This window comes from Legionella qingyii (assembly GCF_003990155.1).
Classification (GTDB): domain Bacteria; phylum Pseudomonadota; class Gammaproteobacteria; order Legionellales; family Legionellaceae; genus Legionella; species Legionella qingyii.
The window spans coordinates 124,924-147,938 of the sequence record NZ_RZGX01000010.1 but is presented as its reverse complement, the minus strand read 5'-3'; the positions used below and the strand labels follow the sequence as shown (position 1 = coordinate 147,938).

Below are 23,015 nucleotides of genomic sequence, written 5' to 3'. Positions count from 1 at the left end.
ATATAACTTCTGACAGCGTAGTTAATTTCTCATTTATTAATACACTTTTATTTGATGATATTTCTTTTAAACTTTTTTGAAGTGTTGCAACAGCCTCATTCCATGAGAGAAAAAGTTTTGCACCACAGTGTTTACAGATTATTTTAAAAAGCGCCTCTCCATTATCTCCGGTACATGCTGAAGTAGTGATAAAATCAGCAAATAATGCTCTTGACTTAATTTTATCTAGAGCGGTCTTATCCGCCTTGGGAGAATCTGATTTTGTGCCAACACAAATAATAGGAGCATTAGGTACATATTGACGATACTCTGCAATACTCTCAATAATTTCTTGCTCATTAATTTCTTCTGTTAGATCAATACAAAATACACCAGCAGTAGCTCCCTTATAAAATACCTGACTCAATAGTTTGTATCGTTCATCTCCAGCTGTATCCCATAATGACACAGAACTGCTGGAATCTATTTTTCGAGCCAAAAAATCTGCGCCTATTGTACGAGGAGAATTCAATTTAAAATCTGATAAACCAGCCGCTCGACGTATAATCTGAGTTTTGCCACTTCCACTTTTACCAAAAAAAACAACCTTATATATCATGGGGAGCCTCAAAAATTACTTATATATAAAAATTTAGGGAAAGATGTATTCCAGACTCATAAAAATGTGATGAAAATCTTAATACAAATTTCCAAGATTTAGGATTACAACAAAAGAGTGAATCAACTGATTAATTGAGTAAGGATGAAAATACTACAAAACGATTAGTACTGCTTGAGCCTGTTTACCTCAAGCAGCACCCAGACTTAAATTTCCATTAAGTCTTTTTCTTTTTCTGCTAATAACCCATCTATTTCAAGAATGTACTTATCAGTTAGCTTTTGAATCACTTCTGCTGCTCGACGCTCATCATCTTCAGAAATGGTTTTATCTTTGACCAATTCCTTTAATTGACTGTTTGCATCTCTTCTGATATTGCGTATGGAAACTTTTCCTTGCTCGCCTTCATTACGAACGACTTTGATTAGCTCCTTTCTTCGTTCTTCAGTCAATGGCGGCATTGGAACTCGTATAGCAGAACCTGCTGTAGCAGGATTCAAACCTAAATCAGAAGTCAAAATAGCCTTTTCTACAGCTGCTACCATAGATTTTTCCCATGGAGTCACTAAGATTGTCCGTGAATCACTAGCAGAAATATTAGCAATTTGATTTAATGGGGTCATAGTTCCATAGTAATCAACGTGTACGTGATCCAGTAAACCGACATTAGCTCTTCCAGTGCGAATTTTTGTCAGATCAGTCTGTAACACTTCAATGGTTTTTTTCATTCGCTTTTCTGAATCTTGCTTAATCTCATTTATCATGATTAGCTCCGACTATAGTTCCTACGCGCTCTCCAGTTACAATTCTTCTCAATGCATTAGGTGCAGTCATATCAAATACCTGTAAGGGCATCCCTTGATCCTGACAAAGACAAATTGCAGTAGAGTCCATCACTTCCAAACCTTGCGTTAAAACTTCAATATAAGTTAAATAATCATAACGCTTGGCATTAGGGTTTTTAAAAGGATCTTCTGAGTAAACACCATCTACTTTAGTTGCTTTTAAAACCACATCCGACCCTATTTCAATAGCTCTTAAACAAGCGGCTGTATCAGTGGTGAAAAACGGATTTCCTGTGCCTGCTGCAAAAATTACTACATGTCCAGTTCGCAAATGTTCAATTGCTTTACGTCGATGGTACGGGTCAACTACTCCAAGCATGGGAATAGCTGACATAATACGCGCAGGCATATCAATACGCTCCAACGCGTCTCTCACCGCTAAAGCATTCATTACTGTAGCAAGCATGCCCATATGGTCGCCAGTTACACGTCCAACACCGGCTTGAGAAAGCGCTTTACCACGAAATAAATTACCGCCACCTAATACGAGACCAACCTCAACGCCCATCTTAATTAAATCGGATATATCCCTAGCTAATGTATCCAATACTGAGGGATCAATACCGAATTGTGACTTGCCCATAAGGGCTTCGCCACTATATTTAAGTAATATACGTTTATATTTCAATGTTGGGTGACTATCATTCATCATGTACGAACCTGAGCCATCACTTCTTCAACAAAGTTATCTTCTTTTTTCTCTATCCCTTCACCAACTTCATAACGAACAAAGGAAAGAACTTCAGTATTCTTTTCTTTCAATAGTTGACCTACTTTGATATCAGGGTTTTTAACAAATGGTTGACCTAATAAGCTCACTTCGTCAATAAATTTATTGATTCTACCTTCAATCATTTTATCGATAATTTCTTGTGGCTTGCCACTTTCTTTTGCTTGAGCAGTAAAGATTTCACGCTCATTTTCAACAGCTTCAGTAGATACTTGATCCCTACTTACTACAATTGGTTTGCTCGCAGCAACGTGCATTGCAATGTCTTTAGCAAGTTCTTCTTGCTCATTTTTGAGTGCAGCCATAACACCAATTCGTGAACCATGTAAATAGCAACCAATAACTCCTGTATCACAGTGCATGCGCTCAAGGCGTCTTAATTTAATATTTTCACCGATTTTTGCTACTAACTCTTGACGAGCTTGTTCTACAGTAACGCCAGAAGCAAGAGTAATCGCAGACAATTCGGCAATTGTAGTGGCTGAACTATTTAATGCAGCATCAGCAACGTTATTAGCAAAGTTAGTAAAGTTCTCATCACGAGCAACAAAATCTGTTTCACTGTTAATTTCTAACATCACTGCACTACGTCCATCAGCAGAACGTGCAATCACTACCACACCTTCAGCAGCTACGCGATCTGCTTTCTTATCAGCTTTTGCCTGTCCTGCTTTACGCATTTCAATGATCGCAGCCTCAATATCACCATTGGTTGCTATTAGAAATTTTTTACACTCCATCATACCAGCACCTGTACGCTCACGTAACTGCATGACTAAACTTGCACTAATTGACATTTTCATTTCTCCGTATAGCAAAAGGGGGGCAAATTTAGGTGTTTAGACACCCAGCCCCCCCTATATTTTAAAATCTAATTATTCCCCAGCTTTTGCTGCATCGTTAGTTTGTTCAACTACTTCCACAAATTCAGCATCAGATGAACCTACTCCCACCGTATTACTACCTTTAGCATCTAAAATTGCATCAGCAATACAACGGACGTAAATATCAACTGCTCTCATGGAGTCATCATTACCAGGAATAATATAATCAATATTTCTTGGGCTATTGTTGGTATCAACAACACCAATAACGGGTATTTTTAAGCGATGAGCTTCTTCAACAGCAATGTGCTCGAAGCCAACATCAACAACAAACAAAGCATCAGGTAAACCGCCCATGTGCTCAATACCACCTAAACCTCTTTCTAATTTTTCTAGTTCACGTGTCAGCATCAATGCTTCTTTTTTAATCATGCCGTTAAACAATCCCTTTTCTTTCATCTCTTTCAATTCTTTTAAGCGAAAAATGGATTGGCGAACTGTTTTGTAGTTGGTCAACATACCACCTAACCAACGATGATCGACATAAGGCATACCACAACGCTTCGCGTGTTCACGAATGCTGTCTTGTGCTGCTCTTTTAGTTCCAACAAATAAAATTTTTGCTTTATTAGACGCTAATCTGCCAACATAGTTCACAACATCGTTGAGCATTACCATCGTTTTTTCAAGATTGATAATGTGAATTTTGTTTCGGGATCCAAATATATAATCACCCATTTCAGGATTCCAAAAACGTGTTCTGTGTCCGAAATGAGCTCCTGCTTCAAGCAATTCACGCATACTTATATTCATAGTTTATTCTCCAGGGTTATTCCTCCACGCTCCCCATACGAAACCCTTAAGGGACCCTATCGTATGTGCCGAACCGTGTGTGTATTTAAAGCGCGACATTTATACCATATTCGTCGAAATTCATCAATCAAATTTAGTTGCAAATCTTTTTTTTTATCTTGTGCTAAGCTTTCTTATATACGGTTCGTAATTATTCGTGCCGAAAATTTACAAAAACTAGTTTTTATGTGCAGCAATTTATTGAACTCAAAAATTAAGAATAAAAATGTATCAATATAATCCAAACTTACATGTAAAAATCTGGTTAAGTAATAATCCAAATGTATTCATGAATTTGGAAAATCAAATTCGCCTTATTGAAATGCGTGAAAAAAATCCCACTGATACAATTCATTTGGTATATGACTCCAATTTACTCGAACATAAATCGGTAACTTCGTTACATGAATTTTGCAAGGAACATAAAATTGTCTCTCTTGATGTCCACACAATTCATACATCACTTCAATCGGATAATGAAAAAAAATTATTCGGGTTTTATAAAGACGAAATTTCCAATTTAAAATCAGGTGGGAATTTGGCCGTTGCAAGTGATATTTTAAGATGGCTGTCACCAGTATTTAAAAAAGGGACTTATACAGATTTTGACTTTCCAATTGATACATCCAATCTTCCCAAGCTTATTGCAACTGAAATGCCCATACTTCTTAACATTGGTAGTTTAAAAATGGGTAAAAAGGAATTTATTCTGTCAAATAATGATTTTGTTGCTATTGTGGATGAAATTGCAGCAAAGAACGACATTGAACGAGTTCAAAGTGGACTAATCTCAAGGCTCGAACATTATGATACCGATTTTATTGAACGAACCGAGAGGGAATTAAATGCAGGCAGTTTTATAAATCGTCATCTTTTAAAATTTATGAAAAATCGTTCTGAGTCGCTTTATATAGCTAAATCCAAAGAAATCATTCCACCAGCCCCACCTCATTCTTCATTAAAAATCAGAAAATATATCAATGAAGTAATGACCGATAAAAATAAATTTTTAAATTTTAACAAAATCGAAGCTCAAGAAACTCATGAACATGTAATCAAGAGATTAAGAAAAGATCTCGAAACTCAATTAAACCTGATTAAATATCTTTTTTTTAGCAAAGAATATTCGTCAATTAAGCATATTCTAGAAAAGAATGATGATAAATTCCTGACTTATTTAATGAAAAAAGAGCGAGATCTTTATATTAAATCAATTGTCGTCTGCACCACAGGCCCTATACAAATATCTAATGCATTATTCAGTGGATATGTTGTGGATTCAGATAAATTTATTAAAGAGATTCAACCCTTATCTTTTAATCATTATGGATTGCAAAATGCTTTTCGCTCACAAAATTCTATTCCGTTACATGAGAATGTTTTGGGAATGCTAAAATTCCTAGGTGTTGACGAGGGGGAGTTGAATGATTCTTCATGGTTGGATTCAGGGAAAAAACTCCAAGCATCACGGACAAAATTACTTGCCACACGTCAAAGCGAGCTTGCTTTAAGCTTACCTGTTTCTTTAGCTACAATAAAAAATGAAATGGAACGATATGTCCAAAAGATAGGGTGCACATCGAAACATTTCGCTTCTAAAGAAAAAAATCGTGCAAGAATAGGAGATCTTGAGCTCATATTAGATTGTTTTACTCAAGACAATGAATTTAATATTATCCAATTTAAAAATGTCTTACATAACATCCACCACCATAATGGATATATACAAAAATTAATCGATGATCTCGAAACTCTTTGTCATGATGCAATAATATTTAGTCTTGCAAAAGATAAAAAAATAAAATTGGGACATCCTTCTTATCAATCGGCTCAATCGTAGAAAAATTATTTGGTGATAATGACTGTTCGCCTAAGGAATTTACAAAACACTTTTCTGGTTTTTTAAGGATTCATTTAATAAACTTTTATTTTAATTCAAATGAATAAAGGTAAAACTCGCCCCATTTAAAAAAGCAAATGGGGTTCCGTTATAAATTACTTTTTAAACTCATAAAAAGGTGTAGTTATATCGTTTTCTTCCGTTTTGTTTTGCGATGATTTTTCACCAGGACTCGAAAAAAATCGATATTCTTGTTGTTCTTGAACATTAGTTTTTGATGTAGAATTATCCTTTAAAGTTGCTAAAGCACATAAATTTATAGTTTCATCTATTATTGCTGGACTAATTCCTACGGCGAAATCCACTAATTCGTTAAGGATAGTGTTTTCATTGATTTCACGAGGGATAAAAGGTTTATAGTCTACTATCAGTTTTTTAATTACCTGCTCCTTGACTTTATCCAACACTTCTTGAGGCTCATATTGTGCTAAAAAATCCCTTAGGGTTTTAGGATTATATTTAGGAAAAACATGATTACAGGAAAGTTTTTCAAATAATACTGGGTAATTACGACTGTTTATCCCATGCTCGCTAGCCTGTACAAGTAACTCATCTCGGGTAGGAAAATTAACAAGCCTTCCTGTTCGCTCATAATAGATACAAATTTTAAGCATGGGTAAATCGAAAGCTTCATGGATATATTTTTGAATAAGCATCACTTCCAATAAACTAAGATAATAATCTTTTAAATCCGGTTTTGAAGATAAATCTACAGCACGCACAAATAAACCCACTAATGAGTCTTTCGTAGCATCGAGTAAAATTTCATTCATTTCAAAACCATTTTGTTGCTCTTGAATTTCTTTAGCCAGTTCATCTAATGTTTTAAGACCTAGTTTTGTAGTTTCTTCACTTGTACTCAGTAATTTAATATTTTTTCTTTCTTCTCGTTTTTTTAATTTATCTATACTATTAGTATTAGCATCTTTACTATTAACATCATATACATATGCTTCTTCTGCATTCAGCAGGACTCCATAACGTCGTCCACCATGTGAATAAGTGGGTACATACTTTTGGTGAACAAGTAACGTTGTTGAAGAAAGACAATTACCATCTTTACTGATAAATAATTTAGCTTCGGTAGCCCAATCTGATAAACTTACATTATCAGGCGCTACAACAATTCGATTCACAGTTTTTGCGATTAGCCGATTCGCCTTAAAAAGAGTTCCAATTGTAGGTTTGCTTTCTTTCGCATACATAAGATATTACACGTCTAACTTGACTTATGTATAATTATAGCCCATTCTGACCTATATACAACCAAGGATTCCAATTGTGTTTTCAAATTTACCCAATGAAATTTTAGAAATTATTTGCTCATCCCTAAACGTTAAAGAAGAACGTAACCTTGGTCTCTTGTTTCAAAATGTGGAGAACTTGAGGAAAAAAAACATGATGAGGCAATTAACTAAAGTTCTGAGTAGTCCTGAACCGGTTCTATTCCATCATTTACTTCAATGCATTATAGATAATGAAAAGACCGGGCTCGCTATTTTACAAAATGAATATTGCAAAAATATATTGATTACGCAAAAACCAAATTCCTTACCTCATTGGATATTAAGTATAGGAGAATGTCAGCCCAATTTATTAGAATTTATTATGGAGGATGAGGATTACAGAAATTCATTAACCAAGATCGAAACTGAATATTTCATGGCAAATTATGAGAAATTATTACCTCCAGAATTGTCTGCTAAAATCATTGAAGAATTAGCCAATAAAAAAGATTTTCATTATGAAGAAATATTATTTGATGAGGAAGAGGAGAAGGAAACACGTTCGTTTGATCCCTCGCTATAGATATAATTATAGTGGCCTCCCGGTTTATTAAAAAATGAAGTAAGATCAAATTACTAGAATTATCGTGCCGAAACTAAAATACCATAAAATTATTTTCCATGTTTTTTTCGATAAATTAAGTTGTTTTTGATGTAAATCAGCAAACTGGTCAAATTTTTAATTTGAAAGAAATAATCAACTCACCGCTGAATCAGGTCATACGATGAAAAAAATTTCAAGCCACTTTTTATTGTTTAATCTTCAGTTTAGTGAGGATGAACGAGAAATAAAATATCAGTATATTTTTCTTAATATTGTTTTTTTCTTTGCTGGTATTGTGGCATTGGGTATGGGGTTTGTTCGTTGGCAACATAGCGCCGTAATGGGAGTCATTGATTTTGTTTTTTCAATTAGTTGTTTCTGTTTACTTTACTATAGCCGTAGCCATAAAGAAAAAATTGAATTGATAAGTAATTTTGCATTAATTTTTGCGTTCATACTTTTTTATTCAATCTATCTGTTAGCCCCATACAACACGTTACGATTAGCTCTTTTTCTTCTGTTATCCGCATCAGCCTTATTTTTGAAAGGCAGAAGAATAGGTCTGGCATGGACACTATTTATTATTGTTACCATCATTTTAGGCCGGTTCATCACGTTCTTTGATACAGCATACTCATGGTTTGATGTAATGTTTATTTGTATCAATTTAATAGCACTTTTTTTTATCTTTGATAATTATGAATTGATAAAGGAAGAACATGCTGAGTATTTGAAACGCTTAAATCTTGATCTGGAAAAAAAAGTTCAAGAGCGAACAAAAGAACTTTATCTAGCGAATGAAACCTTGGTAGAAAGTGAAAAAAGATTTCGTTCAGCCTTTGATTTTGCCGCTACTGGTATGGCTTTAGTTTCATTGGAAGGACGTTGGCTTAAGGTGAATAAATCTCTTTGCAAAATAACAGGTTATACCGAAGAGGAGATATTAAAAATCGACTTTCAACACATAACATATCCTGATGATTTACAAACCGATTTAAGTTATATCCGTCAATTATTGGATGGAATAATTAATTCCTATCAAATGGAAAAACGATACATTTGTAAAAATGGAGCCATCGTATGGATTTTATTGAGTGTTTCATTGGTTAAGGATGCACAGGATAACCCTGTGTATTTTATTTCTCAGATTCAAAATATTGATGCTCAAAAAAAAGCAGAGGAAAAATTAGTCAACATGGCCTATCATGACGCCCTTACAGGGCTTGCAAATCGCAAGCTAGTGGAGGAATCCTTTAAGATCTTCGTGGGTCATGCCATGCGCTATAAGCACAAAGTTGCTATATTATTTATGGACTTAGACTACTTTAAGAAAATTAATGATACTTTTGGTCATGATATTGGTGATTTATTATTAATAGAAATTGCATCGCGTCTAAAATCGAGTGTACGTTCTTCCGATGTTGTTGGGAGACAAGGTGGGGATGAGTTTTTAATTGTTCTTTCTGAAGTTGTATATAAAAATGACGTATGTCGAGTTGTTGAACACTTATTCAACGTTATTGCAAGCCCCATCACTATAAAGCAGAACGTAATTTCAATTACTCCTAGCATTGGCATTAGTATGTACCCAAAAAATGGCCTTGATATAGAAACTCTTATTAGGCACGCTGATTCGGCTTTATATGAGGTGAAATCTAGAGGAAGAAATAACTATAAATTTTATAGTCCCTCATAGAAACATTTTTAAAAAAGGCTATTTATGGTGTGAAAATCATTGAACAAAAAGATGCTATTAAAAAAACAAGACCAAAATACGGTTAATTGAGACCAAATAATGTTACTGAAAACCTAATGCCAGACTCAATGATTTTTGTTTATAATGATATCAGCAAAGATCGAATAAGGAATTTGATGTGCCATGTCAAATAAGAAAGTATTTACCGGAATTAATGTTGAAACCCTTTTGTTAGTTGCTGTGTGGGACCCCCCTTTTGTTTTTCAAGGATGTTATAAAATTACGGAGCTACAGGGAAAAAATACTGTTTTGTTTTTCTTTAGATGCAAAGCTAAACATGTACAGCAATCAGATATTCTTAACCAGAATTTTTCACCTGAGCTATATGAATTTACCCATTTATATAATCAAGCAGGTCTTATTCAGCTATTTAACCTAGAGCCAACGCAGGAAGATGCTCTATATTTATTGAAATACGCATTACATATAACGTTGGGAGAAATGTTAGCTAATAGAACAACGCATTTTACATCTATAGATGATATTGCAATGCAGGCACTGATTGATAAAGTTAGACCAATTTTAAACCAAGAATTAACTTTACGTGAAGAAGATCATATTGGATTTGCTGTTGCAATGGATTTTCGTCCAGAGGAAGATATAGCATTATCCGCTGCATTAACTTTGCTTGATGAATTTAAAAATATAGATACTAAAATAATACAAACTCATTAGGGTCTGTTGTCAATTGCTTAATTAGCCTATGTTTCGCGCTTTATGCCTGAGAGATCCTCACAAAATTTAACCATAGTGGGGATTCTCCTGCTGAGCGTGAAACGCGCACTGATAAAGCATCTTTAAAGTATATAAACCGCCTATTTTATAAAGATGCCAATTTTCATAAGTACGCTCATTTATAAACCGATGGAAATAGTCTTTGGAAGGCGAAATCCTGTAAATTAAAGAAAGTAATTCAGGTATATTAGCAATATCAGAACCTACGTTTCTGAGTTTTCCTCTTCTGGAACTTTTACATCAATTAACTTTCCAATGATAGTAATAATTTCTTCTAAGAACAATTCAAACTCATCATTATCAGAAATATCCGAAAGGCTATCATAACAATCTTTTTGATTTAATGGAGGCAACACATTGAAAAAGTGTGAGTCATTCCATTAACCCTTAATACTCACAAGGGATTTAACCAAATATAAACAGACTTATCCACAGAAAATGTGAGTAACTTAAATGAGATGATTGGTATTAAAAAACAAAAATAAAGCAGATGTAGCAAGGAATTCTGTTATTTGCTAACTGTAGATTGATTATTTGGTTCAAATAAATATCCACAGATTTAGATGTTTTGAAAAGAATTAAAACCTCGTCATATTATACAAATAAAAATTAAAAAAAACAGTCTTGACTCGAACTATTTTTAATATTTATTTTTACACGTTACTTGGTTAAATTATGTACTTAAGATATACCCCTCCTTTGCTCTTTCTGCAATTGCTTTGGTACTACTTTTATTATATGGAGTATTGAAAGGGAATAGGACATATTAAATTGGTTCAGTTCAAACTGAGATAGCAAAGTCGGATTATTGAGAAACACAACTGTTAAATCAAATTTTAACTATGATATAAATTAATAAAATTTCATAAGCAAAAACTTGTTTCCCAAAAGCCTGTCCTCTTCTATAAGTCTCTTGCATGAATCAACTAGCGCATTGGATATTAAGTATAGGAGAATGTCAGCCCAATTTATTAGAATTTATTATGGAGGATGAGGATTACAGAAATTCATTAACCAAGATCGAAACTGAATATTTCATGGCAAATTATGAGAAATTATTACCTCCAGAATTGTCTGCTAAAATCATTGAAGAATTAGCCAATAAAAAAGATTTTCATTATGAATGAAGTATTATTTGATGAGGAAGAGGAGAAGGAAACACGTTCGTTTGATCTCTTGCCGTAAATATGATTCCAGCAAAAATAAGTTTTTTAACCCAGCAGCTATGGTTAACATTAGGAAAGTCCCCCAAAAGCGTCTAAAGAACATCATATCAATAATAGCAGCCTTTCCGTTTTATTAATTTCATTTAATTTTAATTATCAACCGACAATTTATGACTATACTTTAAAAACATTGGTTTAAAATCAGACTAACCCAGGTGAAATAAGATGATGTTAACATATTTAAAATATCATATCTTAAAGTGCATCCCTGTCAAAGAAGCATCTACAGAAGAAGAAAAAAATAAGATTTATAAGTTCAGATATGAAGTTTATCATGAAGAGCATAAGATGATTGAAGAAAATTATGATCATCAACAAAAAATTCTTAAAGATGCATTCGACGATAAAAAAAACTCATTACACACCTATACGACTAATAAAACAAATATTTCAAGTGCATGCAGAGTACATTATTTAGAACGAGGATTAGTACCAGAAGAAAATAATTTGAAGTATTTTTACATGAGTTACCTCTTGCTCATAATCAATCAATAGCATTTGCGGAAAGGCTGGCAGTACAGCGTTGTAAACGAGGTAAATATCTTGTTGTTTTGCATACCATTCATATCTCGACCCGGTTAATTCGCGATTTTAATAATTATTTTTCATTTGCAAGTTGCTCTCCTGGTTTACTCAAACATTACATGTTGCTCGGTTATAGACCCTATACCACAGAACTCATACAGTTTGATGACAGGGTGGAAATTCCAATTGTTGTAATGCCTGATATGCAGTTTTTGAAAAACATGAAATCAATAAATTATCCTCTAATGAAAAAATACTGTCCTAAATCTTTAAAAGATGACTATGAAAATTTTCGGCCAGATGTCCTGGAAAACTACCTTACATCGGATAAAACTATCGATGATATAGATTCTACTTATTTTTCAAAGTATAAAAAATCATTTCTATACCATTTAAAAAAAGAGACCATTAACTTTCTTATCAAAAATTGTTACTTTTTAAATCTTAAAAGAGGATCGCTGTTATTTAGTGAGAAGGAACACCATCAGGAGCGATTTGCTCTTTTAAAGGGTGAACTTATTGTATCCAAAAAATCAATAACTATTTTGCAAATCCATCCTGGCGATATTTTCGGTGAGTTTGGGACATACCATGATAACTATTTAAGACATGTGTCCGTAACGGCACTGGAAGACTGTAGATTAATGGTTATCCCGCGTAGCTTCGAAAAAAGACTATTTAATTTTGATTCGTCTCTTTATATCAACTTTATCGAATCTTATATAAAAAGCATTTCAAATCGAGAAAAAAAAATTGATCATTAAAATTATTTCTAAAAATAGATAGGAGATTTATATGTCTAACGCTGAGATGTTTTCAAGAAATTATGGGTATATAGATAATGATATTCAAAAAAAATATGTGAAGTAAAAATATTAATAGCCGGTTGTGGTCTAGGTAGTTATATTGCAGAAGCACTTGTGCGATTGGGATGCTCTAATTTTATATTGGTCGATCACGATACAATTGATATCCACAATTTAAATCGTCAAAACTTCATTTACACTGATATTGGTCATTTTAAGTCTGAACGCTTAAAAAAGAGGATGCAATTGATAAATCCTGCGATTAACGTTGAATGTATAATCGAGCCTATTTCAAAAGAAAATGCTCGAAAACTTGTCGAAAATGCGGATATCATCATAGATACAATAGATTTTTTAAGTGTAAAAGGACTTGTTGCGCTCTACGAACAATGTTATTTGCAAAGTAAACCGGTTATAAGCTCAATTAATGCAGGGTGGGGAGCCATTGCCTTTTATATCCCGGCTTCAAATCAGACAAAAAACTGGTTTAAAGAAATCTTCAACATTTCTAGTGTCGACACTGCTGAGCCCATGGAATATGCCTATTACTATAAACAGCTTATTTATCGAATCAAACCCCATCTTCCCGAAGAGGTATCTACAAATTTAATTAATGTATTTGATCTCATGGCCGAGAATAAGCCCTGCCCAGCATCACAGCTTTCTGCGGGGGCATTTGCATCCGCATCTTTATGCGCAACTATTTTTTATCGTGTACTTGCAAATAAAGAGATTGTCGCACTTCCATATGCGATGGCGTTGGACATGAATATTATTGCATTGAATCCAGCTTTTCCTTTGTCATAAGTGTATAAAGAAATAATTCTGAATAATAATTATGCGATCAGATAATGAGATGAGAGAGATTTGTAGGGGTATCATTGTAATTTAAACAAGCTTCTTTGGAATTTAACTCCCCTTTTGCAACTAGACCATGGCAGTTTATAAATTCACCATATTTACCGTTAAAATTTATACCGAAACTGAAACCCGATTCGTCTAAATTTCGACCATTCCCAGCACAAAGTTCCAGATTAGTGAGCTGGAATCCTAATTCAGTAAGTTGCTTATCAAGGACTTCTAAAATTTCTTCATCATCAAACAAGCCATTTGGATAGTGTGAGCTATTGAATCCTATTACTGCTTCAATTTCAGCATCCTTAGGCGCATTAGCCACCATTGCAGCTACAACTTCTTTTCCCACTTCTGAATCTAAAGCATAGCTCGTAATACCTCCTGGTAAATGGATCATAGACAGGCGCTTAACTTCATCGTTTCCCTTGATAAAAAATGCAAATGATACGCATTCAGTCATTCCAGAGGTAAAAATTCCATGGGCGTCCCCTGATTCAATATTAATCACGTTTCTTGGATCGCACTCAGCATAGAAAGGTGCGTATTTATATGAAATAACATCGTCATCAATCGGATCTATGTACATAATTAACCTCGCACAGGATAATTATAGTACTTTATGGATAATTATTAATTAAGCCAGATGGAGTAGTTATCTATAGGCGTAGTAGTTACGGTTGGTATAAGAGTGCCTGAAATAGAGGACATGTAAGAATTTACGGTTTCCCGGTGGCATCTCATCCTCTATCGTTTAATCTTGCATTATGTTAGCATGCTAATCATTAAGTTGTTAATTGGTTTTAGAACATGAAGCTTTACTGTCAGTTATCGTATGAAATAAGCCGTGGTTGGCCCTTTATCGCGGATATCAATTTTCTTTTCTTAATTATTGTTATGAATCCTCTAACTCTCACGCAACGCTCTACTGCCTTTGAGGCTACAGATAAGATGCTTTGGGTATGGCAAGTATTGAGTAAAATTCTTTTAAAGATCGATGAGACAATATTCGTTTATTCAAAGATACTCCCTAGACGTTGCTTTTCCAAATTGAAAAGGAGAAGCATATGAAACCTATTTATCGAAGTTTGATTGGACTCATAGGGACAATCACTTTATGTTCATGCACTGTGGGACCTGACTTTATAAGTCCCTCGCCAATAATAAACCAATCATACTCTTCTAAATCGACCTCTCAATTTGGGAATCAAAGCATAGATCTAGCAAAAAAAACATCTCTAACTTGGTGGAAAGAATTCCATTCAATTGTACTCAATAACCTCATGGAGCAAGGCATCAAGAAGAATTATTCTCTAGCTGCCATGCGAGAATCTTTAGCACAAGCCAAAGAGTTGGTTACAGCTTCCCAAGGACAATTATGGCCTCAAGCAGGACTCAATGCGGGTATTGGAAGGCAACAATATGGCCCTGCCACATTCGGACCTGTTAATCTCAGAATTGAACCTTTTTCCTATTATCAAATAGGCCCTAATGCTTCTTTTACGCTTGATGTCTTTGGTGGAACACGGCGAACGATTGAAAAACAAAAGGCATTGGCCTTATATCAACAGCATGAGTTGGATGCAGCATTTCTGACGTTGACGGGGAACATTGCAACAACGTCTTTAACCATTGCTACAATCAAAGCACGAATCGATGTCCTTAAAGATATCATCCAAGATGACAAGAAAAATTTACAGCTGATTCAAAAATCATTTAACGTAGGCTCGTCTTCACGAAGTGATGTTTTAAGTGCGCAAAGCCAGTTAACCAATGATGAAACGTTATTGCCTTCTCTCTATCAACAATTACATGTTGCACAAAATACGCTTAATGTTCTTTTGGGAGTGATACCTGATCATTCACACTCTTTAATTTTTCATTTAAAAGACTTTACATTACCTAAAAAATTGCCATTAGAGCTTCCCTCAGAACTCGCCCATAAAAGGCCGGACATTCTCGCCGCTGAAGCCGGTCTGCATGCTGCCTGTGCCGAAATTGGAATCGCTACTGCGCGTCTTTATCCCAAAATTACCCTCTCTGCCACACTCTTACAGGAAGGAGTAATTCCCGGAGCACCATCAAGTATTTCACCTAATGCATGGAGCCTTTTAAGTAATTTTACAACTCCCGTTTTTTCTGGAGGCACATTGCGTGCACAACACCGTGCCTCAATCCATGCATACCAATCTGCTTTTGCACAGTATCAAGAAGTTGTACTTAACGCATTTTATCAGGTGAGCAACTTATTGTATGCCTTAAAACATGATGCAGAAGAGCTTGCATTACAAAAAAAAGCCATGTTAACCGCTAAAGAATCTCTTCGCATAGCAAGGTTAAGCTTTAGTGCTGGCGTGGTCGGTGTTTTGGAAGTGCTCGATGCAGAGCGATTGTATGCTCAATCGCGCTTGGGCTATGTCAATGCCCAGGCACAAAGATATCAAGATACGATTCAATTGTATCTTGCATTGGGCGGAGGGCTTCACTCTTAAAAATAGTGAAAAAATTAAAAAATTTAACAAAATCAGAATTTTTTTGGTGCAGACGATAGATATTTATTTGCTGTAAGGTATTTATAACTTAAAGCGAATCATGAACTAATGTACAGGTTATGAATTATGAAAAATTTCCCTATGGTACTTTATGAAACTGCAGCAGCTTGGCGAAACTTACTTGATAAGCGCTTAAAACCATTAGGGCTAAGTCAGGCAAAGTGGCGTGCTTTAGTTTTTCTCTCAATTGAGACCTCTCCCCTAACCCAAATTCAGCTTGCTAAAAAACTAGGTCTTGAGGCCCCGACTGTTGTCGGTTTAATTGACCGCTTGGCTAAAGAAGGATGGGTCATTCGACAGGATGCGACTCACGATCGCCGAGTCAAAGTAATCTGCCTCACTGAAAAAGCGACATTGACTCTTGGACAGATAAGAAACACTGCCGATGAACTATCAAAGGAATTACTCGCCTCTCTAACTGAAGCAGAATTAAAAGCATGTATTGCCACACTAGAAAAAATTAAGAAAACCGCCGAGGAATCTTATGAGTAACTCAATAATCATCAAAAAATCAATAACACATCGTTTGCGCAACAGAATAGTTCAATGGAAACGTTTTCTAATCGGAAGCAGCGTCACATTGACGGCATTGGCTGTTGTGTATTTTTGGTTCAATTCTCAGCAATACGTCAGCACAGAAGATGCCTATATCAATGGCAATATAGTACAGATTGCATCACGTGTAACCGGTCAGGTAAAACACCTCTATGTGGATAACAATCAATTTGTTAAAAAAGGTCAAATGATGTTTGAGTTAGACCCTACGCCTTTTGAAGTTGCAGTGGAACAGGCTGAGGCACAATATCTTATTGATAAGACCAATCTACAACATGCTCAATCGACATCAATTCGGACCAGAGAGTTAGTCAGGAACGAAGTAATGTCCCTTCAAGCAGGAGATGATGTAAAAGCAAAACTTAAAAGTGCCAAAGCGGCCCTAAAACTTTCAGAAGCCAAACTCAAAGAAGCCAAAATGAGACTATCTTATACACATGTGGTTGCACCAACTAGCGGATTGGTTAGCAACCTGTCTCTTAGGGAAGGAAATGTAGTTTCAGAAAACCAACCACTATTTGCGATGATTGATAACACCACTTTCTGGGTCGATGCAAATTTTAAAGAAACAGAACTTGAACATATCAAAAGCAATCAACTCGCAACGATTAAAATTGATATGTACCCTCATAAACAATTTACTGGGATTGTGAGCAGTATTAGTGGGGGAAGCGGAACTGCGTTTTCTTTAATGCCGCCACAGAATGCCACTGGAAACTGGGTTAAAGTAACACAACGTGTCCCTGTCCGCATTCAAATCACAACATTAGACTCACAATATCCTTTACGCCTGGGGACCTCTGCTAAGGTAACTGTAGACTTACAATCCATACAGCAGAAGCAAGTGAGCAAAATCTCATGAATCATCCATCAGAAACGTTACCGGCCTCTCGACGCTGGATAATAACCATCGCCATCATGGCTGCCACCTTGATGCAAGTATTAGATACGACCATCGTCAATGTCGCACTACCTCATATTCAGGGTTCACTGGGAACAAGTCCTGATGAAATAACCTGGACTTTAACCAGTTATTTGGTCGCATCCGCCATTTTTATGCCTTTAACCGGTTATTTTACCGATAAGTTCGGCCGAAAATCCTTTCTTCTTATATCCATTATAGGATTTACCATCACCTCTGCTCTATGTGGTGCGGCAACCTCTATCGTGCAAATGGTCGCCTTCAGATTGCTTCAAGGCATTTTTGGGGCTGGGTTAGTTCCTTTGTCTCAAGCCATATTGACCGATATTTTTCCGGATAACGAACGTGGCAAAGCTATGGCTATTTGGGGCATGGGAGTCATGGTAGGTCCTATTTTAGGCCCCTCGCTTGGTGGATATCTTACAGATATTGCCAGTTGGCGATGGACATTTTATGTCAATATCCCCTTCGGGATTGCTGCGACGCTGTTGGTATCTCATTATGTTCCTGATACGCTAAAAAAAGAGCGCAAGATGGATTGGATTGGCATGATACTCATTGCTTTAGCTGTGGGCTCCATTCAATATGTTCTCGATCGCGGGAATCAAATGGATTGGTTTGCTGCCTTGGATATTAGAACTGCTACATTTTTAAGTCTCATCAGTTTGTGTGGATTCATAGCATACAGTATAAAAAATAAGTCCAATGCTCTTTTTGACCTTTCTATTTTTCAAGACCGAAATTTTGTTCTTTCGAGTATGTTACTCTCCGTTCTAGGATTAGGTATGTATGGAACGATGGTCATCCAACCGCAAATGTTACAAGGATTACTCAATTATCCTGTTTTAATTGCGGGATTAATCATGGCGCCCCGCGGAATTGCCAGTATGTTGAGTATGATGATTGTTGGTAAGTTGATTAATCAAATTCAACCACGATGGTTAATTTCGATAGGGGTCTTATTGAGTGCATCAGGGATTTATATCACTACTCAATATTCTCAAGATGTTAGTATAGCCTGGCTCATTTGGCCATTAATACTCCAAGGATTTGGATTGGGATTGATATTCGTTCCATTATCCTCTGTTGCATTTTCAACCCTACCGGTTTCTACTCGTGCTGAAGCAGCTGGATTGTTCAGTCTATTGCGCACCATAGGTTCTTCAGTTGGCATTTCTATTACCATTACGTTTTTAAGTCGACACACTCAAATGGCATGGAACCAAATCGGTGGCTCTATTCAACCCTACAATCCTGCAATTATGGAATACCTGCGTCCTTGGCATCTTAAAGTCACAGATCCGCAGGCCGTTGCCTTATTATTGAATGAGCTGAATAAACAATCTTTAATGCTCTCTTATATCAATACATTCGCGTTTATCATGTGGAGTTTTATCATCATGTTGCCATTTATATTATTACTGAAACAAAATAATTCATCATCTACCGCCACCATCAGTGAATAAAAAGGCTAATTCCTCAATTGAATTATAGAAATGGTGCAAATGCGAACTAAATATTATTTCTACAAAATATTTTAAGAGGACTTGGACATACAGCACAAAAAATATTTGTACTGCTCATAAGATAAACATGCAATACCAAATAAAACTCCTATCATAAAACAGATCCTGATACTACCTTAGCCTTTAAATCAGGGACTCCTGGAACTTTAAAATATAAAGCTCTTGTTTCTATTTTAACAATTAAAATAACTACCGATGCCGTTCATGATTGAGTACGCTCTTTAGAGCTAAATTATACAGCTTATCTTGCTTTTAGGTTTTTTTATATTTTTCCATGATATAAATCAAGGTAATTGAATGGATGGCCTATGTAAAATGTGATGCAAATAACAGAGAAATCAAAAAAATAAACGTTCAACCAAGTGATTGGACGCCTAAATTTGATAAAACTAATGCGAGAACAAAATGAGAGTATTAACTAAAACAATAATTTCTGCATCATTATTTTTATTAGCCATCCCTGCAATTGCAGATTCACCCGTGCTCGTTCGATTACGCGCTATTGGTGTATTACCAAGCGCCTCAAGCTCAACCATAAGTCTCATTGGCGGAGAAGTCACTCAAATAAGCAATCAAGTGGCTCCTGAGCTTGATTTTAGTTACTTCGTTACACCTCAAATTGCAGTCGAACTCATTTTGGCAACCACACGTCACAGTGTTGAGGCGACGAATACAGCTTTAGGTAGTGTGGATTTAGGTAAGGTCAGTGTTTTGCCCCCAACACTTACAGCACAATATCATTTAGATTTTATTCCTCACTTTAAACCTTATATTGGCGCAGGTATTAATTACACCTATTTTTATAATGTCAATAGTGGGCCAGTAGCAACAAACATTCATTATGATTCTAGTTTCGGTCCTGCATTACAAATAGGTGCTGACTTTGCTATTAATGATAATTGGTCTATCAATGCTGACGTTAAAAAAATCTGGGTTAAATCCAATGTAACCGTTTACACCCCTGCCACTCAATTGGAAACTAACGTACATATTGACCCCTGGGTAGTTGGTTTAGGTGTAGGCTATCGAGTGAGTTAGTCGTATAACCTTAACATATTTTCCCCAAGAACAAACGCTCTCTCAGCAAGCGATTAAGAGGTGATTAAATGATTCCTGCAACTGATGTAGTTGATTTGTCTCGATTACAGTTTGCTTTAACAGCATTATACCATTTTTTATTTGTCCCTTTGACTCTAGGTTTTTCTGTTCTCTTAGCAATTATGGAGACCGTTTATGTAATGACTGGAAAAGAAATTTGGCGACAAATGGTTAAATATTGGGGTGTTTTATTTGGAATTAATTTTGTTCTGGGTGTAGCTACAGGTTTAACGATGGAGTTTGAATTTGGGACAAACTGGTCCTATTATTCTCGGTATGTAGGTGATGTATTTGGCGCACCATTAGCTATTGAAGGATTAATGGCATTCTTTCTAGAAGCAACTTTTGTGGGGTTATTTTTCTTTGGTTGGGAGCGCTTATCCAAATTTCAACATATGGTATGTACGTGGTTACTCGCTTTAGGTACTAATTTATCAGCGCTATGGATTTTAATTGCAAATGGATGGATGCAAAATCCAGTGGGAGCTTACTTTGACTATCAAACCATGCGCATGGAGGTTAGTAGCTTTTTCGATATTTTATTTAATCCGGTAGCACAGGCAAAATTTGTACACACTATTAGTGCTGGATATGTTACGGGCTCTATGTTTGTCCTATCCATTAGTGCCTATTTTATATTAAGAAATCGCAATATAGATTTCGCAAAACGATCAATGACTGTAGCAGCCTCATTTGGCTTAGCCTCAGCATTGTCGGTCGTTGTCCTTGGCGATGAGAGTGGCTATCTTGCCAATGACGACCAGAAAATGAAAGTAGCTGCAATGGAGTCAATGTGGGAAACAGAGAAGGCACCTGCTAGCTTAACTCTTTTTGGCATTCCTGACGAGCTAACAAAAACTACAAAATATACTATTAAAATTCCATATGCGTTGGGAATTATTGCGACCCGTTCATTTAACACACCTTTATTAGGTATTAATGAGTTAATTGAGGATGGCAAAGATCGGATTAAAGATGGTCTGCTAGCCTATAATGCGTTAAGCACCTTACAAAGTGATCCCAATAATAAAGATGCGAAAGAGCGTTTACAAAATCATGTGAACAATTTAGGTTACGCCCTTTTGCTAAAAAAATACACAGAAAATCTTAGTGAAGCAACTGAAGAACAAATTAATCAGGCCGCTAATGACCTAAAACCTAAGGTAGCCCCCCTCTTTTTTTCATTCAGGGTTATGGTTGCATGTGGTTTTTACTTTATTTTACTGTTTGCTGTTGGCTTTTACCTCTCTACTAAAAACAAACTACATTCTACACAATGGTATCATCGGATGGCATTTTACTCCTTACCATTGCCTTGGGTCGCAGCGGAATTGGGCTGGATAGTTGCTGAGTATGGGCGACAGCCCTGGGTTGTGCAAGGAGTGTTGCCAACCTTTATGGGCGCCTCTTCTTTATCTATTGGTCAAGTACTGACTTCATTAACTGGATTTGTATTATTTTATACCGTATTGGCAATAGTAGAATTGTACCTTATGGTTAAATACATTCGACTTGGTCCAGATAGGATAGTTACCCATTAGAACCATATATCTTATCTTCATCGCTTAGAGATAAATAAGATTACAACGAATCACCCACATTCAATATGGAGTGTACCATGATTTTAGATTATGAAACTTTAAGAGTAATTTGGTGGCTATTGCTAGGCGTTTTATTAATTGGCTTTGCTATCATGGATGGATTTGACCTGGGTGTCGCTATCTGGTTACCCTGGTTTGCCAAAACGGATACCGAACGTCGTATCTTAATTAATACGGTAGGACCAACTTGGGAAGGTAATCAAGTGTGGTTTATTCTAGGAGGTGGCGCAATTTTTGCTGCGTGGCCTGATCTTTACTCGCTTTCATTTTCTGGATTTTATTTAGCTATGCTGGTTGTTTTACTGTCTTTAATCTTAAGGCCCGTAGGATTTAAATACCGATCTAAACTGGATAATCCTCTTTGGAGATCTACTTGGGATTGGCTACTTTTTGTTGGCGGATTTGTTCCTGCACTCATTTTTGGAGTGGCAGTGGGTAACGTATTACAAGGCGTACCCTTTTATTATGACGACAGTTTAAGAGTGATATATACAGGTACATTTTTTCAGTTACTTAACCCTTACGCCTTGTGCTGTGGGGTACTTTCAGTGTTAATGCTTGCAATGCATGGTGCCTTTTTTATACAAATAAAAACTGAAGGTTCATTGCAGAAAAAAGCAAGAAATGGCGCGCGTTATGTGGCTTTATTGATGACCTTATTATTCATTTTAATGGGCTTTTGGACTAATTTTATTGATGGCTATGTTTTGAATAATGTGATGCCTCATGATGGCCCATCTAATCCGTTATATAAAGAAGTAAATGTTCAAATTGGTGCTTGGTTCACTAACTATAGAGATATGCCGATTTCTCTATTAGTCCCTCTTTTAAGTATTCTGTGTGCCTGGTTAGCTATATTACTAGCCAATAAAGCATTGATGGCTTTTATATTAAGTAGTATCAGTGTTGGCTCATTAATAGCCACAGTGGGCATAAGTATGTTTCCATTCATTCTTCCATCATCGACCCACCCAAAATACAGCTTGATGGTATGGGATAGTTCATCGAGTCAGACCACTTTATTCATTATGCTCATTGCAACAGTAATTTTTCTTCCAATTGTACTAGCGTACACTGCATGGGTTTATCGGGTCCTTCGCGGAAAGGTCAATGAAAAGACTATTAAAGAACAAACAACTTCATACTGATATTAAGGAGAAAAAAATGTGGTATTTCTCTTGGATTCTTGGAACAGGACTCGCTTGTTCATTTGCCATATTAAACGCAATGTGGTTGGAGCTAAGGGATACTGATAAAAAGATATCTACTTCAGAATCGTAAA

The 23,015-nt window shown here is 35.8% G+C and carries 23 protein-coding genes; 16 read left to right on the top strand and 7 right to left on the bottom strand.

Translation table 11 applies throughout. From position 1 onward, the window contains the following. The 5 genes from ELY20_RS09165 to rpsB form a co-directional block, all read right to left on the bottom strand. Positions 1-598 (bottom strand): GTP-binding protein (locus tag ELY20_RS09165; protein WP_127059483.1); only part of this gene is annotated, 598 nt, incomplete at its 3' end. A gap of 206 nt (positions 599-804) precedes the next feature. Beyond that, the gene (gene frr / locus ELY20_RS09160; protein ID WP_110142067.1) at positions 805-1,362 is read right to left on the bottom strand and encodes a ribosome recycling factor; all 558 of its coding nucleotides are present in this window, start codon (positions 1,360-1,362) and stop codon (positions 805-807) included. Then, a complete protein-coding gene (gene pyrH / locus ELY20_RS09155) occupies positions 1,352-2,095 on the bottom strand; it encodes a UMP kinase (protein ID WP_110142068.1) in 744 nt (247 codons plus the stop codon). Before pyrH ends, frr begins: the two co-directional genes overlap by 11 nt. Next, positions 2,092-2,970 carry a translation elongation factor Ts gene (gene tsf / locus ELY20_RS09150; RefSeq protein WP_110142069.1) on the bottom strand — a complete coding sequence of 293 codons (879 nt, stop codon included), beginning with the start codon at positions 2,968-2,970 and terminating at the stop codon, positions 2,092-2,094. The genes pyrH and tsf overlap by 4 nt, the downstream gene beginning before the upstream one ends. A gap of 78 nt (positions 2,971-3,048) precedes the next feature. Then, a complete protein-coding gene (gene rpsB, locus ELY20_RS09145) occupies positions 3,049-3,810 on the bottom strand; it encodes a 30S ribosomal protein S2 (protein ID WP_110142070.1) in 762 nt (253 codons plus the stop codon). Between the two features lie 265 nt (positions 3,811-4,075). Between rpsB and ELY20_RS09140 the strand changes: the two genes are divergently transcribed. Then, the gene (locus tag ELY20_RS09140; RefSeq protein WP_110142071.1) at positions 4,076-5,689 is read left to right on the top strand and encodes a glycosyltransferase family 88 protein; all 1,614 of its coding nucleotides are present in this window, start codon (positions 4,076-4,078) and stop codon (positions 5,687-5,689) included. Positions 5,690-5,844: 155 nt separating this feature from the next. Here ELY20_RS09140 and ELY20_RS16900 read toward each other — a convergent pair whose 3' ends face one another. Then, a complete protein-coding gene (locus tag ELY20_RS16900) occupies positions 5,845-6,954 on the bottom strand; it encodes a hypothetical protein (protein WP_199742192.1) in 1,110 nt (369 codons plus the stop codon). Between the two features lie 76 nt (positions 6,955-7,030). Between ELY20_RS16900 and ELY20_RS09130 the strand changes: the two genes are divergently transcribed. The 7 genes from ELY20_RS09130 (at position 7,031) to ELY20_RS09100 (ending at position 13,434) form a co-directional block, all read left to right on the top strand. Continuing rightward, positions 7,031-7,558 (top strand): hypothetical protein, encoded by a 528-nt coding sequence (locus ELY20_RS09130; RefSeq protein ID WP_110142072.1) that lies wholly within the window; start codon positions 7,031-7,033, stop codon positions 7,556-7,558. A gap of 202 nt (positions 7,559-7,760) precedes the next feature. After that, positions 7,761-9,275, top strand: a complete 1,515-nt coding sequence (locus ELY20_RS09125) for a GGDEF domain-containing protein (RefSeq protein WP_165831587.1) — start codon at positions 7,761-7,763, stop codon at positions 9,273-9,275. Between the two features lie 183 nt (positions 9,276-9,458). Beyond that, on the top strand, positions 9,459-10,010 hold the full coding sequence (locus ELY20_RS09120; protein ID WP_110142073.1) for a hypothetical protein: 552 nt from the start codon (positions 9,459-9,461) through the stop codon (positions 10,008-10,010). 977 nt (positions 10,011-10,987) lie between these two features. Next, positions 10,988-11,197, top strand: coding sequence for a hypothetical protein (locus ELY20_RS09115; protein WP_127059482.1), 210 nt, complete (start codon positions 10,988-10,990; stop codon positions 11,195-11,197). A 264-nt stretch (positions 11,198-11,461) separates the two neighbouring features. Further along, entirely contained in the window at positions 11,462-11,791 is a 330-nt protein-coding gene (locus tag ELY20_RS09110) for a hypothetical protein (RefSeq protein ID WP_110143766.1), read from the top strand. A 203-nt stretch (positions 11,792-11,994) separates the two neighbouring features. Then, entirely contained in the window at positions 11,995-12,585 is a 591-nt protein-coding gene (locus ELY20_RS09105) for a Crp/Fnr family transcriptional regulator (RefSeq protein ID WP_158618872.1), read from the top strand. 93 nt (positions 12,586-12,678) lie between these two features. Continuing rightward, positions 12,679-13,434, top strand: coding sequence for a ThiF family adenylyltransferase (locus tag ELY20_RS09100; RefSeq protein ID WP_110143768.1), 756 nt, complete (start codon positions 12,679-12,681; stop codon positions 13,432-13,434). Between the two features lie 37 nt (positions 13,435-13,471). On the opposite strand, the gene ELY20_RS09095 is transcribed toward ELY20_RS09100, so the two are convergent. Next, positions 13,472-14,068, bottom strand: a complete 597-nt coding sequence (locus ELY20_RS09095; RefSeq protein WP_233590535.1) for a hypothetical protein — start codon at positions 14,066-14,068, stop codon at positions 13,472-13,474. 478 nt (positions 14,069-14,546) lie between these two features. On the opposite strand from ELY20_RS09095, the gene ELY20_RS09090 reads away from it, so the two are divergent. From ELY20_RS09090 to cydX, 8 genes are all read left to right on the top strand, one after another. Next, on the top strand, positions 14,547-15,971 hold the full coding sequence (locus tag ELY20_RS09090) for an efflux transporter outer membrane subunit (protein ID WP_110143770.1): 1,425 nt from the start codon (positions 14,547-14,549) through the stop codon (positions 15,969-15,971). A 126-nt stretch (positions 15,972-16,097) separates the two neighbouring features. Continuing rightward, complete coding sequence (locus ELY20_RS09085) at positions 16,098-16,523, top strand: MarR family winged helix-turn-helix transcriptional regulator (RefSeq protein WP_110143771.1); 426 nt, start codon at positions 16,098-16,100, stop codon at positions 16,521-16,523. After that, positions 16,516-17,448, top strand: coding sequence for an HlyD family secretion protein (locus ELY20_RS09080; protein WP_110143772.1), 933 nt, complete (start codon positions 16,516-16,518; stop codon positions 17,446-17,448). Before ELY20_RS09085 ends, ELY20_RS09080 begins: the two co-directional genes overlap by 8 nt. Continuing rightward, entirely contained in the window at positions 17,445-18,974 is a 1,530-nt protein-coding gene (locus ELY20_RS09075; RefSeq protein WP_110143773.1) for a DHA2 family efflux MFS transporter permease subunit, read from the top strand. The genes ELY20_RS09080 and ELY20_RS09075 overlap by 4 nt, the downstream gene beginning before the upstream one ends. A gap of 465 nt (positions 18,975-19,439) precedes the next feature. Further along, positions 19,440-20,072, top strand: a complete 633-nt coding sequence (locus tag ELY20_RS09070) for an OmpW/AlkL family protein (protein ID WP_110143774.1) — start codon at positions 19,440-19,442, stop codon at positions 20,070-20,072. Positions 20,073-20,140: 68 nt separating this feature from the next. Continuing rightward, positions 20,141-21,673 carry a cytochrome ubiquinol oxidase subunit I gene (locus tag ELY20_RS09065; RefSeq protein WP_110143775.1) on the top strand — a complete coding sequence of 511 codons (1,533 nt, stop codon included), beginning with the start codon at positions 20,141-20,143 and terminating at the stop codon, positions 21,671-21,673. 77 nt (positions 21,674-21,750) lie between these two features. Then, a complete protein-coding gene (gene cydB / locus ELY20_RS09060) occupies positions 21,751-22,881 on the top strand; it encodes a cytochrome d ubiquinol oxidase subunit II (protein ID WP_110143776.1) in 1,131 nt (376 codons plus the stop codon). 16 nt (positions 22,882-22,897) lie between these two features. After that, positions 22,898-23,014: a cytochrome bd-I oxidase subunit CydX gene (gene cydX, locus ELY20_RS09055; RefSeq protein WP_110143798.1), complete on the top strand. Its 117-nt coding sequence runs from the start codon at positions 22,898-22,900 to the stop codon at positions 23,012-23,014. The last annotated feature ends 1 nt before the right edge of the window (position 23,015 follow it).